Genomic DNA, 17778 nt, shown 5'->3' on the forward strand with positions numbered 1-17778 from the left:
GCCGCGTGATGCTGTCACATCTGAAGGTCATTGATCTGGCTGTCGGCCTCGGCGACTACACGGGCCGATTGCTAGCGGAGCTGGGGGCGCATGTCGTCAGAGTGGAGCAGCGTGCGTGCGCTGCCGAGCACGCAGTCGACATCGCGTGGAACATCAGCAAGACGCGCGTGACCCTCGACCTGGAATCAGCGAGCGGCCGGGAGCAGTTGCTCAGCATGGCGGCGGACGTCGACATCGTGATTCGCAACGCGGTCGACAAGCCAGTCGATCACGCAGCGCTCGAGCGACGCAATCCGCGCGTTGTCGATGTGGTTGTTGCGCCTTTCGATCCTGCGGGCCCCAACGCGGCTCGGCCCGCGACGGACCTGACGCTGATGGCGCGATCGGGTCTCGCGAATATCGTCGGCGATCCTGATCGCGCTCCGATGACGCTGCCTGGAGAGCAGGCCTATGCGCTGGCGGGCGCGCATGGCGTAGTTGCCGCACTTACAGCATTGCACGCGCGAGCTGCGACCGGGCGCGGTGAGTTGGTGACGATCTCTGCCTTTCAGGCTGCAGTGCTGGCCAATTACCGGGAGCCGGTAATGTGGCAGTTCGCGCAGCGGATCGGCAAGCGCACGGGGAATCTGCTGGTGCGCGGAAAATCGGGAGTGCGACAGGTCTGGCGATGCCGGGATGGTTACGTGACCTGGTCGTTCGTCGACAACCCCGCGATGATGCGATCACTCGTAAAAGTAATGAACGAGCAGGGCGTGAAGTCCTTGCTCGACGATATCGAATGGGCATCGACGCTCATCGCCGATTCGCCGCGCGAGACCGTGGAAGCCTGGGAAAGGATCGTCGAAGAGTTCTTCTCGCGGCATACCCGCAATGACCTCGCGCGATGGTCGGTCGAGCGGGGATTCGGTCTGTCGCAGATTGACGGGATCGACGACGTGCTCGCGAGCGAACAGCTCCGGGAGCGCTCCATGTGGCGGACGATCACCGATCCGCGCAGCGGCAAGGCACTGAAAATTCCCGGGCCGCTCTTCGTGACCTCCGGGTCGGGAAGGAATGCTTCATGAGCGCAGCGCTCGCGAATCTCAGGGTCGTCGATTTCTCCAAGTTCCTGCCCGGACCCTACTGCAGCTGGATGCTTGCGGATCTTGGTGCGCAAGTCGTTCGCATCGAGAACCCTCGTGAGCTGGCGAAGCAGGCACGTGTATTCGGCTGGGACAAACTGAGCGTCGAGCAGCGATCGGCGCTTCGGGCCAGCGATGTCTTCGCGCGAAACAAGCGCAGCGTCCTGATCGACCCCGGTGCGGTGGAAGCGCGGCAGGTCATCATCGATCTGGTTCGCAACGCGGATGTGCTACTCGAAGACTACCGGCCCGGCGTTCTGGCCGGGATGGGATTCGGATACGAGGAAATGGCGGCGGTGAATCCACGGCTGATCTACTGCTCGGTGACCCTTTGTGGACAGACCGGGCCTTACAGCAACAAGCCCGGTCACGATCCGATCGCGCTCGCTCTTTCGGGTGCGCTGTCGCGAATGGGGGATCGGCCCGAACGGCCAGCGTTCACCGGCACTCCGGTCGCGGATCTCCTGACCGGTTCAAACGCCGTGATTGGAATCCTTGCGGCACTTCAGGCGCGCGTCACTACGGGGCGTGGCCAGCATGTCGACATCGCGATGTCGGATTCCGCGATGACACTCATCGCATCGACCATGGCGCGCAATCCCGATCTCTCGCGGCTCAAGCCGCGAGGGGAGGGGCGAGTCGATTGTGGGCTCTGGAAGACCAGGGACGGCCGGTACCTGTGCACGACGGACATGGAGCCGCGCTATTGGGAGCGCTTTTGCCGGACGGTCGGGCGCGAGGATTTCATCCCGGCGCAACTCGATGTGTCGCGGCGCGATGAAATCGTCAACGCGTTGTCCGCGATCTTCGCCACGCGAACGCTCAATGAATGGCTGCAGATACTCGCTGAAGCCGACACGCAATTCGCACCGGTGTACGAGATCAGCGAAGCCCTGGAGGATCGGCACAATGTCGCTCGTGGAATGGTGCGCAATGTGCAATCGGCGAGCGGCACCGTTGTTCGGCAGATCGGTTCGCCGATCAAGCTGTCTGCTACTCCCGCGGCTGAGCCCGCCGCAGGCTGTCTGCCCGGGGCGGACACGAGAATCGTGCTCGAGGAGTTGGGCTATCACAAAGCAACGATCGATGCGCTGTTGCGCACAGGTGCCATCGCGGAAGCCGCGAATCAACGCGCCACGGATTCTTCAGGTGATGCATGAGAAATGAAGCCAATCAGATGCAGCGTCCATTGGAAGGACTGCGTGTCGTCGATCTGACGCGGGCGCTGGCGGGCCCGTATGCGACGCTGCTGCTGGCGGGACTGGGTGCTGAAGTCATCAAAGTCGAGGATCCCAAGGGCGGTGATCTGGCGCGTGAGAACAGTCCTTACGTCGGTCGCGATGGTCTGAGCGTGGGTCGCAAGTATCAGGATGATCTCTCCGTCTCCCATCTCACGCGATCGCGCGGCAAGCGAGGCGTGACTCTGAATCTGAAGCATCCCGAAGCCCGCAAGGTATTCGCCGATCTCGTGCGCAAGAGCGACATCGTCGTCGAGAATTTCACGAGCGGCACCGCGGAGCGGCTCGGCGTAGGCTACGAGGACGCGCGTGCGGCAAATCCCTCGGTCATCTACTGCTCGCTGAGCGGCTTCGGCGCCACGATCAAGGGGCAGGAAGGCAGTCGCGCGATGGATGTTCTGATCCAGGCGCTGAGCGGCGCGATGTACACGAGTGGTGCTGAAGATGAGCCGCCCGTGAGAATCGGATTGCCGATCGCCGATGTGCTTACTCCCATCTTCGCTGTCGTCGGCATTCTCGCGGCCGTTCATCACAGGGTGCGAACGGGCCAGGGTCAGCATGTCGATGTTTCGATGCTGGGCGCGCTGACGTCGCTGGTTGCCGTCGAGAACTGGGCCGCAATGCAAGCGGTCGGCATGCTCACTCGAACGGGGGCGACGTTGCAGCGCTTGTGCCCGTTCGGTCTGTTCGAGTGCGCCGATGGCTATATCGCGCTCGTTGCCGTGCAGGATCCGCTCGCTCATTCGCTGTATCGGGCGATGGGACAACCGGAGATGGTGGCCGATCCGCGCTTTGCGACGCGTAACGCCCGAGTGGCGAATGCGACGGTGCTCGAGGAGCGGATTCTCGCCTGGACCCGACGACATCCGATGAAAGAGGTGATTGCGCGGCTCGAGGCAGAGGACGTTCCAGTTGCCGAAGTCCGGCATCCTCAGGAGGCGCTCGCTGATTCACGTGTCGTGGATCGCAGCGAAACAGTAGTTGCGAGGCATCCGTCCTACGAGGAGGGACCGGAGCTGCGAACGACGGGAGTGCCCATCGTCTTCTCCGCGGCGCGCACGGGATTCGACCCGGTGTTCCCGACAAGTATCGGTGAGCACAACACCGACGTGTTCCCACGATTGCTGGGGTACACGGACGCGGAGATCGAGCGGCTGAAACAGGCCGGCGTGATCTGAGGCGCCGGCGACGTGGTTCAGGAGATTCTTCAGCGGTTCATCGATGCATATCGTCAGCCAGGCGAGGTCGCGGATGGTCAGCGACTCACCGGCCGCCGGATCGCAAGAGTTCTCGGCGTTGACGTTCCGCACGAAGTGATCGCTGCGGCGGGCTTCGTGCCCATCCGGTTGGCAGCGGATCGTGCGATGGCGACGCCGCGCGCCGATGCGCTGATGGGGACAACTGAGCTCAGTCCGCGCAGCCGATCGTTACTGGAAGCGTTGCTGCAAGTGCCCGCGTCGGATCTCATCGTGATCTCGCACGCGGAGGCTCAGTTTCCGCAGTTGTTCGCGATCCTGAGAGAGGCCGCCTCGCTGAACGAGGCCCCGATGGGGCCGGTGCAGTTCCTCGATCTCAAGCATCTGCCGCGGGCCTCGACTGAGCGATACAACAGATTGCGGCTCGGCGAATGGCGCACGTCGCTCGACAGGTTCTCGGGAAGTGCCAGTGGCGATGATGCGCTCCGGCAGGCGCTTTCCGAAGCCGACGAGCATCGGCAGCAACTGAAGCACGTGATGACGCTGCGTGCCGGCGAATGCCGGCTCAACGGCGCGGAAGCACTTGCGATCATCGGCAGTGCGGCGATCCTTCCAGAGGCGGAGCATCTGGAGCTCTTGCGTCAACTCATTTCGCGGTCGTCCGCGTTGAGTGTGAGAACCGGCCGTCGTGTTTTCGTCACCGGAAGCAGTCACGAAGACAGCTCGATCTACGAGCGACTGGAGTCCTGTGGGTTGCTCGTCGTCGGCGAGGATCACGACTGGGGAGACCCGTGGTACGTGCGCGACGTGACTCACACCGGCGATCCTCTGAGCACTCTCGTATCTCCGACCCGTCACGTTCCCATGGTCGGGCAATCAGTCACTCAGCGGACCCGATCGCTCTCGACAGGAATCGCTCGTGTGCGGCCAGAACTGGTTGTGCACGTCTGTATGCCAGGAGACGAGGCGGCACCGTGGGATACGAACACAGTTCGAAGCGCCTGCGACCGGGCTGGCGTCCCGTTGCTCGTGCTGGAGCCGTCGCATTTCGACGGTGAAGGTGCGCTGCAAGCGGAAGTTCGTCGGTTTCTCGAGCCGAAGCGCCAGGACGTGAAGCCGGGCCCGCACCTACAGTCCGCCTCGGCAAAGAAGTCTTCGCCCGCGACAGGCGAGCGGAGTCGAAAGTCCCTGCAGTCAGTCGCTGCTTTCGGGGACTATCAGCGGACCTGGTTCGCTGACCTGCGTCGCCGGGTCGATGCCGGCGAACCGCTTGCAGTCGTGAATGCGAATGCGCCGCAGGAGATCCTGCGTGCGCTGGATATTCCTTTCGTAGTGAATCAATGGTGGGCGTCCATCGTAGCAGCCAAGCAGCAGAGCAGGCGTTACCTCGACCTGTTGCGGGAAAGAGGCTTCCCGGTGGAAATCGACGCCTACAGTTCGCAAGGGCTCGCAGCCGTTTTCGACGCCGATCCCGAGGATGCGCCCTGGGGCGGTTTGCCGACGCCGACGTTCCTGCAGGCCATCAATGGCACGGACGGCGCGGCGAGGTTGTTCGAGGCGTGGGCGCAGGCATCTGGAGCGGAGCTGTTCCTGTTCGAGCGAACGATCGACGCGCGCTGGTCGCTGTTCCAGCGCTGGTGGGAGTCGTTGCCGACGCAGTGGAATGAGGTGCTGGAGCCGGAGCGACTCGACCTGCTCGTCGCCGAGATGCGGGAGCTGATCGCGAATCTGGAACGTCGTACAGGGCGCACGTTCTCGCACGGGAAGTTCGCCCACGTGATGACGCTGGTGAACGAGCAGGAGGAATACTACCGGCGTACTCGCGACCTGATCGCGCGGACTGTTCCGGCGCCGGCAGGAATCGCCGACACCATGCCCGCGACGATGACGCCGCAGTGGCATCGCGGCACGGAGTGGGCTCGCGATGCCGCCCGCGCCTTCTACGAAGAGGTGGCTGGACGCGTCCAGCGCGGAGAGGCAGCGTGCGCGAATGAACGCGTACGGCTCATGTGGGTGGGGCGTGGCATGTGGAGCGAGATGGGGTTCTATCAGCGTTGGGAAGCGTCGCACGGCGCAGTGTTCGTCTGGTCGATGTATCTGGCGTTGGCAGCGGACGGCTATATCCGAACGTTCGATGGAGGCCGGGATCCGTTGCGAGCGCTCGCTGCTCGTGTCGTGACGATGGGGGATGAGTTGCGCATGCCGACTTGGGCAGCCGCATGGCACGTCAACGAGGCGCGGACACACAGCGTCGATGGAGCGGTGGCGCTGGCGGATGCGGATCCTTTCGTCCTTCGCGCGCTCGAACAGTCCGGCATACCTGTGCTCGCCTTGCCGCTCGACAACTTCAACAAGGAAGGCGCCGATCGGGATGCGATCGAACGGTCGGTGACTCAGTTCATCGAGGGGCCGGTGGAGGCGAGGGCAAGAATGCGGGCTGCCGCCGGATAGGCCGGCCAGCTGCGTTAGGCCGAAAGGCCCGGATCGCTAACGCGATGACGTCCGGCTGAAGCCGGACCCACAATCCGATCGGACGATCTTACGCTCGCGTCATCCGCAGAGGAACGCAGATCGGCCCCAGTTCCGGCATGCCGCTCATGTGCAGATCGCCGCAGAGCTCGAAATGACTCGTCTGTCGCAGCAATTCTTCGAGTGCAACGTTGAGCTGCTGCCGCGCGAGCGGAATGCCCGCGCAGGTGTGTGGACCGCGCCCGAAAGCCAGATGCTGCTTGATGTTCGGTCGGCGCAACTGGAATTTATCCGGGTCGGGGAACACCGTTTCATCGCGATTCGCTGACGCATAGACCAGAGCGATGGCCTCGCCCGGGCATATCTTGCGGCCGTGAAGCTCGACTTCGTGTGCGGCGGAGCGTGCGAATCCGCGGTAGGGCGTGTAGAGACGCAGAAACTCCTCGATCGCATCCGGAATCAGCGACGGATCCGCGCGCAGTTGCTTCTGCAGTGCCGGATCGCGCGAGAGATGGACCGCGATACTTCCCATCACGATCGGTGGCGCGACGAGGCCGACTACCAGGACCTGTCGCACGCAGCCCGCGAGAAGTACATCGGGGAAGGGCTCGCCATTCGCGTCGCGTTCCGCCAGCAGTGAGCTCGTCGGGTCCATCATCGGATCACGCGGCTCGCGGCGTCGCTCCTCGATGACTTCGGCGGCCATGCGGGCGAGGTGCTCGGCAGCCACCGCAACGCTCGACTTGTCGAAAGCTTCCCAGGCTTTGACGTACGCCTTCGCTGTATTCCACAGGACGCTCGTCTGATCCTGCGTCAGGCCCATCCATTCGCCGAAGACATATGCGGGCAGCGGGCTGGCGAAGTGTTCGACCAGATCGCCTTCACCGCGAGCGACGAGATCGCGCATCAGTGTCGACGCAATCCGTCGCGTGGCGGGCTCGATCATCGCGACGCGCTTCGCGCTCAATGCGCGATCGATCGCGCGCCGGTAGGGTGTGTGCTCGGGCGGATTCAGATGCAACGGCGGCCGCCGGCCGGTCGTGGACGATCCGGGTACGACGTTGCGCACCGAGGTGATGTACGTCTGCGGTTCCATCAGGATGCGGTGGATGTCGTCGTATCGCGTTACGGCCCAGAAGCCATCGAAGGCTGTGCTGTGGGCCACCGGACAGCGCGAGCGCAGCTGCGCGAACTCCTGGTGCTCGCTGTCGAACGTCTCCGGCAGCGTCGGATCGTATTCGTTGAGCGATTTGTGGCTTTCGGGCGAGTTCGACATGAATGCTCCACTGCATCCGCATCGGCCGTCCGATGCAGTGCCGAAGAAATCATATGCGCTGGGCTGCGCGGCGGGTAACAGCCGTTCCATCTACCAGCGATAAGCCCGGCTGATGGCCACGGGCGAGGCCGCGTTCAGCGCAACAGAGGCATAAGTTCAGTGCCGACATCGGTCAGCTCCTCGAGGGACAGCGTTCTTTCGGCGAAGCGTCGTGCGGCGTCGGCACCGAGAGGGCGGGTGGCGAGGCCGGCGCATTCGGCGAACTTGTCGATCAGTGCCTGGCTGGACATTGGATGAGTCGGGCTTCCGAGCGGCGTCAGCACTTCCATTTCACGCTCGACCCCGCCGCGCGTGCGAATGCGAAGCCGGGCACCGATAGCGGTGCGAGGTGCAGCATCCGCACTGACGCTCGTTCTGGCAGCGAGCCTCAGGACTCGCTCATCCTCGAGACATTCGGATCGGAAACTCTGCAAGCCGACGTGGCCATGGACCAGCGCCGTCGCGATGGTGAATGGAAGGCTGAATTTGGCGTCAATTGCTGTCGCCGGCCGGATCTTGCTGGGTCGAGGCTCCGCGAGCATGCGAAGCATCGGGCCGCCGTGAATCGTCACGTTCTCGATGTCTTCGACACGGACTGCTTCGCGGCATTTCAGCGCTGCCTCTATAGCTGCGTGCGTGCCGCGGCAGGAAGGCCAGGGTTTGAAGCTGATGTTTGCGATCTCGAAGACCTGGCCGAGATCCCGGGTGAGTTTGTCGGCGTCGTATTGACCGCGCGCGAAGGCAGCGAAGAAGCCTGCACGACCTTCGAGAGGTTCATCGAAACCCCGAATACCTCGCTGGGCGAGCAGAGCCGCCGTTACGCCCGCGCGCGCCGCGAAGGCATCACGAACGGCGCGAATGACGGATTGCGGGCTGTAGATGATCTCGTTGCTGCAAGTGGCCTGGCAAAGCGCCAGTGACAGGGCATCACGGACCTGCTGTTCGTCGAGGCGAAGAATTTTCGCTGCAGCCGCAGTCGCGCCGAAGGCAGCGAGGATTGGCGGCGGATACCAGCCGAACTCTGCGATAGAGACCTTGAGCGCAAGTGAAAGCCGGACGGCGACGTCGCAGCCCACGGCAACAGCGGCGATGAGCTCCTTCCCGCTGACCGGGCCAAACGCTTCGGCCAGCGCGAGCGCTGCTGGCACAGTGGGCGCGTTCGGATGGACGAGCGCGATGTCATGTGAGTCTTCGTAGTCCAGCGCGTGTGCCAGGGCGCCGTTGACCAGCGCGGCCGCTTCGACTGGTACTTTGCGAGATTCGCCGAGGAGCGTGGATTGTTCGCGGCCGCCTTGCTCGGTCGCAAGATCGATGAAGGCACGACAGCCTTCACCGAGGCTGCTTGCCGCCAGCGAAACGCCCAGTGCATCCAGAATGCACTGCTTGGTCTTCTCGATCGCGTCCGGCGGCAGATCGTCGTAGCGCGTTCTCGCGGTGAAGGACGCGATCTGCGCCGACAGGCCGCTCACCGTGAAGCGGCCTCGGCGTCCGGTGTCAGTCCGCCGCGCTCGCCGCCTGATCGCTCACTGCGGGCAGCCATGCGGAAGCGGAGCAGAAGAACGGCGCATGCGCCGAGTACGAGAACGGCGGCGATCGCATAGACGGGCAGATCAAAAGAGCCGGTGCGTGCACGAACCCAGCCGACTGCGACGGGCACCACGAGTCCGGCGATGTTGCCGCACATGTTGATGATGCCCATGCCGGCAGCGAGCGTCATCGGGTTGAGGAACGTCGGTGGGATGGTCCAGAAGGTGCTCTGGGCGCCGCCGAGAAAGAATCCCGCAAGAATGAGCAGGGACAGTGCCGCAACACCATCCGGCAATGGCGTCAGCGCGAGCAACACGCCTGACGCCAGTGCGGCCAGCGCGACGTGCAGATACCGCTCCTGCTTGCGATCGGAGTGCCATGCATTGACCAGCATGCCGGCGCCGATCGCGACCCACGGAAGCGCACTCAGTACGCCGACTTCCAGATCGCTGCTGCCGCTGGAAAGATGACGAATGGCTTGCGGCAGCCAGTAAAGAAGGCCTTGCGCACCAGCCATGAGCGCGAACCAGCATGCGGTCGCGGCCCACAGTTGACCGCTGCCGATCAGCCGCCAGCCGCAAGCGTGCTGCTGTTGCTGTGGCATCTGTTCCTTCGAGATTTCTGTCTCGATCCAGTTGCGTTCGTCCGCAGTGAGCCACTGTGCATCGCGCGGACGATCCGTAAACAGCCACAGCACTGCGATGCCGAGCACGACCGTCGGCATGCCTTCGATCAGGAACATCCAGCGCCAGCCAGCCATATCGAGCGGGTTGTCGATGCTCATCAGCCATCCGGACAACGGACCACCGACGACGACGGAAATCGGCACTGCGAGCATCACGTTGGAAATGGCGCCAGCACGGTAGCGCTTCGGAATCCAGCTCGCGAGATAGAACATGAGACCCGGTGCGTAGCCACCTTCGGCGATGCCGAGTACCACGCGCAGTGCGTAGAACATCTCCTTCGAATGCACGAATGCCATTGCGGTCGCGGCCAGTCCCCACACGAGGGAGATCGTGAACAGCCATCGCCGCATGCCGATCCGCTGCAACAGCCACAGGCTCGGAAGCTGGATCAGGATGTAGCCGACGAAGAACAGACTGACGCCGAATCCGTAGGTCTCGGGCGTGAGACCGAGCGCCTCGTTCATCTGCAGCGCAGCGAAGCTGACGTTGGCGCGATCGATCGTGCTCAGGAACAGCAGCACGAGCAGCGGAACGACGAGTCGCACCCGGATCTTCCGGATGATCTGGTCATCCCGGACCCCAGCAGCGGTTTCGTTCATCGAGCGGATTCCCCCGGACTGCATCGAGCATTCACGCGTGTGTTCGGCAACGCGTTGTTGTCGTGCCGGGTGCGCCTGAGCGATAGTAGCGACCGTCCGGACGTTTCGGAAACACGTTTCTATGCCTGCCTGCATAAGCCTCTCTTATGACCGCTGCCCGGGCGCGATGGGAGCGGCCGAGGTTTCACATCGTGGATAGCCGCCGACTGCGCTATTTCGTCCAGATCGTGGACAGCGGCAGCATCACGCGCGCGGCAGCAGTGACCGGAGTTGCGCAGCCCGCGCTCAGCCAGCAGCTCGCCGTGCTGGAGAACGAACTCAAAGTGAAGCTGCTGGAGCGATCCGTTTCGGGCGTCACGCCGACACGCGCCGGGAGCATTCTTTACGCACGGGCACAGACGATCCTGCGGCAGTTCGACGAGCTTCGCGATGCGGTGCACCGAGAAGTTCAGCCTCTGTCCGGGGCGGTCAGTCTCGGGATGTCGCCGACGATGGTGCCGCGTTTTGCACTGCCGCTGATCGAGAAGGTATGTACGCAGCACCCGGAGATGCATCTGCAGATCCGTGAAGAAGGCAGCGCCATGCTGAACGACCTGCTCGTCAAGGGTCGCATCGAACTGTCGATCTCGCCGACACGCCCTGATGGGGAGGCGATCGTCGGTGAGGAAATCCTGTGCGAGCAGCTGATCCTGATGTATCCGGCAGCGTGGGTGATTCCAGATGACGCGTCGCTTGCCGACCTGGCGGCGCTGCCGTGGGTCGTCCCGCGGCAGCCGAATTCCATTCGCACCATCGTCGATGCGGTCTTTGCAGCCGCGAGCCTCGCGCCGCGCGTCGCGGTGGAGCTCGATTCACTGCAGAACGTGATGGAAACCGTCCGTCGCGGATTGGGGGTCGGTGCGATGGTGGCGGGTGTGATTGCCGAGGACCTGGCCGCCGGAACCCTCAAAGCGCGCAAGCTCGGCGATGCGCCGCCGATGCGGCCGATGTTCCTCTGTCACCGCCGCAGTCCGACCCTGACACCCGCTGCGCGCTTCGTCTACGACATCCTGCGCGAGATCGGAGCGGAGCTTCGCGGGGAGTAATCGCCCGCCCCCGTCGTCATTCCCGCGAAAGCGGGAATCCAAGTCTCTTCCGATGAAGATGGACTCCCGCTTTCGCGGGAGTGACGTGCGGCCGCTGGTCACGCTCCGCGAAATAGTTTACAAAGCGAACCATTCGCACTGATAACCGCGCGGCGTCGAGGGGGGGAACATGCGTCTGACGCGCATGCCGATCGAGATCACGACCCTGCTGTACCTGGCAACCTACGTGCCGTACATGATGATCACCAGGGCGTTGTCGACCACACCGAACGCCGGGCTCGGAAGGCCGTTGAGCGGCCTGGAGACGTTGCCGGCTACGCTCATCATCAGCACGGTGATGCTCGCGGCCTTCGTTTGGTTGTCAGGATGGTGGAAATCGGCGCACTACGTGACGGTTGGTGGTCTGCGGATTCCGTTCCCAACGCGGTGGACTGCCATTGCCGGTGTGGGCACGAGCCTGCTGCTCTTTACGGTGCCGCTGTCGCTGACGTTCGAAGGCGTCAGTATTCCTTTCATTCAGCTGGTGATGCGGGGTGATGTGCTGATCATTGCGCCGCTGGTGGATCTGATCGCGGGGCGCAGAGTGCGCTGGTATTCGTGGGTGGCGCTGGCGATGGTCTGTGTCGCGCTGGGCCTGACGTTGTGGGAGCGGGGCGGCCTGTACATGCCATCGCTCGCGATTCTCGCGGTCGTGCTCTATACGATCGGCTATTTCATGCGCCTCGCGGTCATGACCAAGGTGGCGAAGAACGATGACGAGAATGCGCTGAAAGGGTACTTCGTCGAAGAGAAGATCGTCGCAATGCCGCTGGCAATCCTGGGGCTGGCGCTGGTCACGATGACACCGTTCGCGAATCAGGGAGCGGAGCTGCGCTGGGGATTCGTGGATGTCTGGACCAGCGATGCGCTGCCGATCCTGGCGCTGCTGTCGTTCGTGTTTCTTGGTATCGCGATCTTCGCGGCGCTGATTCTGCTCGATCCCCGCGAGAACACGTTCTGCGTGCCGTTCGAGCGCGCCGCGAGCATCCTGTCGGGAACGATCGCGGCGTTCCTGCTTGCTTACCTGTTCGGCCAGCCGTTCCCGACACGGATGGAGCTGATCGGCATGGTGCTGCTCATCGCGGCGATCGCCCTGCTGTCACTGGCGCCGAGATGGGAGAGGGCAGAGCTGTTGAAAGCGGCGCCGGCACAGCGATAGCTCACGGCTCGATGCGGATCTCTACCCGGCGTCGAGCGGCTTCGGTGAGGCCATCGTCTGCGTGCGCCGTACCCGCGTCGCCTTTCCATTCGAGCTTGAGCGCACTCGTGGAAACGCCGAGACGCCGGAACGCCTCGGCGACCATTTCCGCGCGTGCACGGGCGATCGCGATGTCTTCGCGGATCGACTGGCCTGAGATCTCGATGGGATGCGTAGCGGCATAGCCGGAAATCAGCACTCGCCGCGGCTTGCTGGCCCTTGTGTAGAGCACTGCGCTTTCGATGATCGTCTCGGAGTACTGATAGACGAGAAAATCGCTGTTGAGCTCGAAGAGGATCGTGTACTCGCGGGGTTCGTAGGGAGGCGGAGGGAGAACGCGGGGTACGGAGCTGGGCTGCATCACGTTCGCGGGCAGTGCGAAGCGCCGACCGGGATGACCTTCGGCGGGAATCAGATACGGCTTGCAGGCCTGCGGCAATACCGACACGCTGACAGGCTCCAGAATCACACCGCCACAGAGCTTCGGGTCCTGCTGTGATACGGCGCCCTCGACGAGGATCATCTGGCCGAGAATCGGCTTGAGACGCCCTGCGGTCACGTCGTAGCGGGTACCGGTCGAGGGATCGTCCACGAGCCAGCAGCCAGACTTTCTTCCCGCGTCGGTGTCGCGGTAGACGGGGCAACCGATGAACCGCTCGACCTGCGGCTGCACAGCCTTGTTTTCATCCGCCATCGCGACGTTGCAGAGCACCAGCAGCGTGACGATGCGCAGTGGCGAGAATGACGGTCGGTTAGTCACAGCACACTCATGAGGTTCACGAGATCCTGCTTCTCCTGCTCGGAGTAGCCGATGTTGTAGCGACGGTCGTAGAAGTCGATGATCTCGCGCAGCGTTGCGGCGGAGCCGTTGGAGAAGTACGGCGCACGCGCGGCGAGTCCCCGCATCTGCTGGATCGTGATCTTGCCGATGTCCATGCAGCGGCCTGTCGTCAGCGCGAATCCCGGATCCTGCGTGTAGACGATGCGGCCTAGATGTGGATGTGGCCGATGGCCGTCTTTGCACGTCAGCTTGAACAACGGCAGGTCAGGGGCGGGATTCGCGAACGGTTCATTCGTCGTGCCGAGGTCGACCTGGCCGGGGGCCACGTCGAGGCCGGTGCGCTGCATGTTGTGACAGAACGCGCAGGTGTTGCGGACGGGATTACCGAAGCCCATCGACGTAATGCCGGCCGCATCCCAGATGAGAAAAGTCCTGGTGGCAAAGCTCTCGGCGCCGCGTGCCACTGACTTCCGGAACTCGCGTTGTGCTGGATCCTCAGCTGGAGCAGCTGGCAAATCGCGCCAGGCCCTGAACTCACTCCAGATCGGTTGCACGCCGCCCTGAAGCGCTCCGGCTTCGAACTGCGCGAGAAATTCCGGCCCGCCCTGGGCGCCAGCGACCGCGAGACTTCCGCCGAATCGATCGTGACTCTGTGCACTGAAGATCGTGGCCTCGAAATCCAGGATCTGGCGCACCTGGTCGCTCGACGGCGTGCCGCTCACTTCCAGGTGAGTCCGCATTGCCTCGAGCGCCTGGAGCTTGAGCGTGCCGTTGCGGCCGTCCGACATGAGATTGCCGCTCATCGGCAGCGACGTCTCCGCATCGACGGGCAGAGGAAGCCCGTTCTTGGGTTCGAAGGGAAAGCCGACGGCTGTCAGGTATTTCACATTGGCGACGGGGCGAGGGCGCCGATAGACGGAGATCGTGGGCGAGGGGCTCGCTAGACCGTAGCGCGGATGCGTGTTGCATCCGGTGGGGTCGCGAACGACTTCGATCGTGAACTGCGGCTCGATGACGGCTCCGTCCGCTGCCTGCGGCGGCCAGGGACGGAAAATCCGGAACAGGCCACGCTGCAGAAGGAGCGAGTGCGAAGCCTTGTCGCCCTGAGGCAGGTGGGGGCAATTCGAACCGTCGATCGCGGAGAACAGCGGATCCTTACCCTGGGTGGTCTCCCATTGGCGCCGGATCGTCTCGACGGAGATGCTCATGCCATCCGCGGGCTGATGGCAACTGACGCAGGCACGTCCGTTCACGCCGAGCGGCGTGAAGAACGCGTGTCCCCGCGTGTCGACCGGACCACCGAGGCTCAGCGTGGAGATCGAACCGAACTCATTCGCATGCGTCGCGCTTGCAGGGAATGGACGCCCATCCCCCGGCCGGACCCAGCGCTCATCGTCGTAGGCAGGTGCGTCCGCTGCGCGCGACTGGAGCCCGGCAAAGGCCGTACACGCGGCGATCGCGGTCGCGGCGAGGGTCGCATAGCGCGGGCCGGACAGCGCTCTGTTTCGTCGCCGTGAAGGCTGGCGCCGTTGCTTCATCACTGGTTCATTGATTCTATTCACGAATAGTTCGCATCGTCATCTATTTTGTATCGCGACTGCAAGAATTCCCGGTGTTCGCAGCCATCAGTTCTTATTATTACGGGCAGATACAGACTCTGTTACCCGCACTTGCAGCGTCTCCCCTACAGTCCGCTCAGGTGGCAGCGCAGCGGTCGCGGACCATCGATAAAGAGCGGCGGTGGTCACAGCTGCACGCGGATCAGGTCGAAGAAAAGGGGGATGGGTTCATGAAGTCGCATCGCTTGCGCAATCACGCGCGATTCGTTCGTACGGGTGCGGGGTCCTGTTCGGCAACACTACTCGGCGTCCTGCTCGCAGGCCAGAGCGCGAATGCGCAGGAGGCCGCAACACCCGCAGCCGGTGCGAGCGAGTTGACCGAGATCGTGGTCACTGGCAGCCGCATTCGCGGCACTGCCCCGGTGGGATCCGCGGTCGTGGCCGTCGGGCGGGCCGAGATCGACACTGCCGCCGTCGTCAATACGACGCAACTCATCCAGGAAGTGCCGCAGGTTTTCAACCTGGGCATTTCCGAGAACTCGCGCGGTCAGTCCGGCGGCAACAGCAACATCACCCTGGGGTCGACGATCAATCTGCGCGGCCTGGGGCCGTTCGCGACATTGACTCTGATCGACGGGCACCGTGGCGTGCCGCAGGGCACGAGCGGTCTCGCGGTCGATCCTTCCACGATCCCGATGCTCGCTCTGGAGCGTGTGGAAATCGTTGCCGATGGCGCTTCGGCAATCTACGGATCGGATGCGGTAGCAGGCGTCGCGAACCTGATCCTGCGGCGCAACTTCGAGGGGTTCGAGATCCGTGGCCGCTATGGTGTTGCGGACGAGGCCGATGAGAATCAGGTCGGCATGATCTATGGGCATACGTGGAGCAGCGGCCAGGTCACGATCGCCGCGGAGCACCAGTTTCGCTCGTCGCTGAATGGGGAGGATCGCGACTTCTTCCGGGCGGATCTGCGCGATGAGGGGGGACGCGACTATCGATCGCGTCTGTGCCAGCCCGGAAACATCGTCGTCGGCTCAGGGGCTACAGCAGCGAGCTACGCGATCCCTGCTGGCGGTGTGACTGCGGGGAACGCTGCAGCGCTCGTCCCGGGAACTTTCAACCTTTGCGACCCGAACACGTCGCAGGACCTGCTGCCGCAGCAGGAGCGCAACGGCTTCTCGCTGACGTTCGATCAGGACATCACCGAGAACTGGAGCCTGCATGCGAACGCATTCGGCACGAAGCGAGAATTCGAGAACCTGGTTGCATTCCAGACCGGCACACTGAGCGTCCCGACCACCAATGCGTTCTTCGTGGCGCCTCCCGGCGCGACCCTCGGGCTGTGCCCGGCGAGCGCGGGCGTTCCCGCGGGCACACGCTGCGAGACCGTGCAGTACTCGTTCCGCAACGATTCTCCGAAGCGGCTGAACACGGGCTTCTCCGAGTCCGCGCAGGCAACAGTCGGCACGACGATCGGGTTGCCGGCCGAGTGGCAGCTCAGCATCGACTACACCTACGGCCACAACGAAGACGAAGCGAACAATCCGCTGATTTCACAACCGCGGCTCGCAGCAGCGCTCGCGAGCAGCAACGCGTCGACGGCGTTGAATCCATTCGGGGGAGCGAACAGCGCTGCGGTTATTGACGATATTTTCTCGAACTTCCAGCTCGCGCAGGGTACGACGAACATGCACGTGATGGAGGCCGCTGTCGGCGGGCGCATTTTCGATCTGCCCGGCGGTGCCGTGCGCGTCGCCGCAGGCTACGAAGGCCAGCGCTACAACTACGCGACCGGGGTCAACAGCGTCTTCCGTCACTTCGAGCGGGATGTCGATTCGGGTTACCTCGAAGTCCTGTTGCCCATCGTCGGCTCGGGCAACGCAGTGACCGGAATCCGTTCTCTCACGCTCAATGTCGCTGGTCGCTACGACGACTACAGCGATGTGGGCGACACGACCAATCCGAAGTATGGCCTCGATTGGAAGCCGATCGATTCCCTGACGTTCCGCGCAAGTTACGGCGAGTCGTTCCGTGCGCCCGGCATCGCTCAGATCTACGGCAATACGAATCGACTGTTCGTGCAGAACTATGCGGACCCGACGCTCGGCGGGGCCCTGCGAATCGGCGCGACGCTGTCCGGCGGCAATACGAATCTGCAGCCGGAAACGTCCGCGGCAACGACCTTCGGCGTCGAGTACGAACCGGACTTTTTTCCTGGCTTCAAGGGCGCGCTGACTTACTTCGACATCGACTATGACGGCCAGGTCGTGCAGTTCCTCTCGGACCTGACGATCCTCAACCGTGAGGCGGACTTCGCCGGCACGGGGATCATCGTGCGCAATCCGGACCCGGCGTTCATCGCCAATCTCGCGACGACGCTCGGCGTCACCGGTGTGCTGCCGCCTGTCGTCACGCTCTTCGTCGACGGTCGCTCATTCAATCTCGGATCGTCGACGATGCAGGGCTTCGATGCCCAGCTGTCGTATGCATGGCAGACGGACTCCATCGGCGACTTCAACGCGGCAGTGAACGGCAGCTATCTGACGAAGTACGAGTACGCGATTGCGCCGAGCGCTCAGCCTCAGGACCTGCTGGACGTCATCTACAATCCGCTGCGATTCAAGGCTCGCGGCAGTCTGAACTGGCACATCGGGGGACTGAATTCGCAGATCACGGTCAGCCATATCGGCGCGTACACCAACAATCTCTCGCCGGTGAAGCGCAATGTGGACAGCTTCACGTCTCTCGACCTGTACGTGGGCTACAGCTTCGCGGACATGTTCGGTGGAACGTGGCTCGAGGATCTCACCGTCGCGCTGGATGTGACGAATGCGCTCGACGAGGAGCCGCCGTTCGTCGATGTGGCGCAGAGTCCGAACGGCGGCGGCGGTTTCGATCCGACGTTGGTCAATCCGCTGGGTCGCGTGATCGGATTCTCGGTCAGTGCACGATTCTGACCGGGAAT

General features: G+C 63.4%; 12 protein-coding genes. 7 read left to right on the forward strand and 5 right to left on the reverse strand.

Features of this window, described 5'->3' with window-relative positions; translation table 11 throughout:
• Positions 1 to 8: 8 nt before the first annotated feature.
• Genes HNQ60_RS13275 through HNQ60_RS28095 form a run of 4 tightly spaced genes read left to right on the forward strand, consistent with a single transcriptional unit; the run spans position 9 to position 6006 of the window.
• Entirely contained in the window at positions 9 to 1064 is a 1056-nt protein-coding gene (locus tag HNQ60_RS13275; protein ID WP_184332523.1) for a CoA transferase, read from the forward strand.
• Entirely contained in the window at positions 1061 to 2281 is a 1221-nt protein-coding gene (locus tag HNQ60_RS13280; protein ID WP_184332524.1) for a CaiB/BaiF CoA transferase family protein, read from the forward strand. Before HNQ60_RS13275 ends, HNQ60_RS13280 begins: the two co-directional genes overlap by 4 nt.
• A complete protein-coding gene (locus HNQ60_RS13285) occupies positions 2278 to 3537 on the forward strand; it encodes a CaiB/BaiF CoA transferase family protein (RefSeq protein ID WP_221304185.1) in 1260 nt (419 codons plus the stop codon). The genes HNQ60_RS13280 and HNQ60_RS13285 overlap by 4 nt, the downstream gene beginning before the upstream one ends.
• 12 nt (positions 3538 to 3549) lie before the next feature.
• Entirely contained in the window at positions 3550 to 6006 is a 2457-nt protein-coding gene (locus HNQ60_RS28095; RefSeq protein ID WP_221304186.1) for a 2-hydroxyacyl-CoA dehydratase, read from the forward strand.
• Between the two features lie 88 nt (positions 6007 to 6094).
• Here the strand turns inward: HNQ60_RS28095 and HNQ60_RS13295 are convergent, their stop codons facing one another.
• The 3 genes from HNQ60_RS13295 to HNQ60_RS13305 all read right to left on the reverse strand — a co-directional run bounded on the left by HNQ60_RS13295 (position 6095) and on the right by HNQ60_RS13305 (position 10151).
• Positions 6095 to 7300 (reverse strand): cytochrome P450, encoded by a 1206-nt coding sequence (locus HNQ60_RS13295; protein WP_184332528.1) that lies wholly within the window; start codon positions 7298 to 7300, stop codon positions 6095 to 6097.
• Positions 7301 to 7434: 134 nt separating this feature from the next.
• Complete coding sequence (locus tag HNQ60_RS13300) at positions 7435 to 8808, reverse strand: MmgE/PrpD family protein (protein ID WP_221304187.1); 1374 nt, start codon at positions 8806 to 8808, stop codon at positions 7435 to 7437.
• Positions 8805 to 10151 (reverse strand): MFS transporter, encoded by a 1347-nt coding sequence (locus HNQ60_RS13305; protein WP_184332530.1) that lies wholly within the window; start codon positions 10149 to 10151, stop codon positions 8805 to 8807. The genes HNQ60_RS13300 and HNQ60_RS13305 overlap by 4 nt, the downstream gene beginning before the upstream one ends.
• A 191-nt stretch (positions 10152 to 10342) precedes the next feature.
• Here HNQ60_RS13305 and HNQ60_RS13310 point away from each other — a divergent pair, with 191 nt between their 5' ends.
• A complete protein-coding gene (locus tag HNQ60_RS13310) occupies positions 10343 to 11236 on the forward strand; it encodes a LysR substrate-binding domain-containing protein (RefSeq protein WP_184332532.1) in 894 nt (297 codons plus the stop codon).
• 169 nt (positions 11237 to 11405) lie between these two features.
• Positions 11406 to 12434, forward strand: a complete 1029-nt coding sequence (locus HNQ60_RS13315) for a hypothetical protein (protein ID WP_184332534.1) — start codon at positions 11406 to 11408, stop codon at positions 12432 to 12434.
• Position 12435: 1 nt separating this feature from the next.
• Here the strand turns inward: HNQ60_RS13315 and HNQ60_RS13320 are convergent, their stop codons facing one another.
• On the reverse strand, positions 12436 to 13233 hold the full coding sequence (locus tag HNQ60_RS13320) for an OmpA family protein (RefSeq protein ID WP_184332536.1): 798 nt from the start codon (positions 13231 to 13233) through the stop codon (positions 12436 to 12438).
• Positions 13230 to 14816, reverse strand: coding sequence for a hypothetical protein (locus HNQ60_RS13325; RefSeq protein ID WP_184332538.1), 1587 nt, complete (start codon positions 14814 to 14816; stop codon positions 13230 to 13232). Before HNQ60_RS13325 ends, HNQ60_RS13320 begins: the two co-directional genes overlap by 4 nt.
• Before the next feature lie 227 nt (positions 14817 to 15043).
• On the opposite strand from HNQ60_RS13325, the gene HNQ60_RS13330 reads away from it, so the two are divergent.
• Entirely contained in the window at positions 15044 to 17770 is a 2727-nt protein-coding gene (locus HNQ60_RS13330; RefSeq protein WP_184332540.1) for a TonB-dependent receptor plug domain-containing protein, read from the forward strand.
• Positions 17771 to 17778 lie beyond the last annotated feature (8 nt).

Source organism: Povalibacter uvarum, from assembly GCF_014202975.1.
Taxonomy (GTDB): Bacteria; Pseudomonadota; Gammaproteobacteria; order Steroidobacterales; family Steroidobacteraceae; genus Steroidobacter; species Steroidobacter uvarum.

Coding starts and splice junctions, on each gene's coding strand:
- HNQ60_RS13275 (WP_184332523.1), top strand. CDS start 9: ATGCTGTCACATCTGAAGGTCATTGATCTGGCTGTCGGCCTCGGCGAC.
- HNQ60_RS13280 (WP_184332524.1), top strand. CDS start 1,061: ATGAGCGCAGCGCTCGCGAATCTCAGGGTCGTCGATTTCTCCAAGTTC.
- HNQ60_RS13285 (WP_221304185.1), top strand. CDS start 2,278: ATGAGAAATGAAGCCAATCAGATGCAGCGTCCATTGGAAGGACTGCGT.
- HNQ60_RS13295 (WP_184332528.1), bottom strand. CDS start 7,300: ATGTCGAACTCGCCCGAAAGCCACAAATCGCTCAACGAATACGATCCG.
- HNQ60_RS13305 (WP_184332530.1), bottom strand. CDS start 10,151: ATGAACGAAACCGCTGCTGGGGTCCGGGATGACCAGATCATCCGGAAG.
- HNQ60_RS13315 (WP_184332534.1), top strand. CDS start 11,406: ATGCGTCTGACGCGCATGCCGATCGAGATCACGACCCTGCTGTACCTG.
- HNQ60_RS13330 (WP_184332540.1), top strand. CDS start 15,044: ATGAAGTCGCATCGCTTGCGCAATCACGCGCGATTCGTTCGTACGGGT.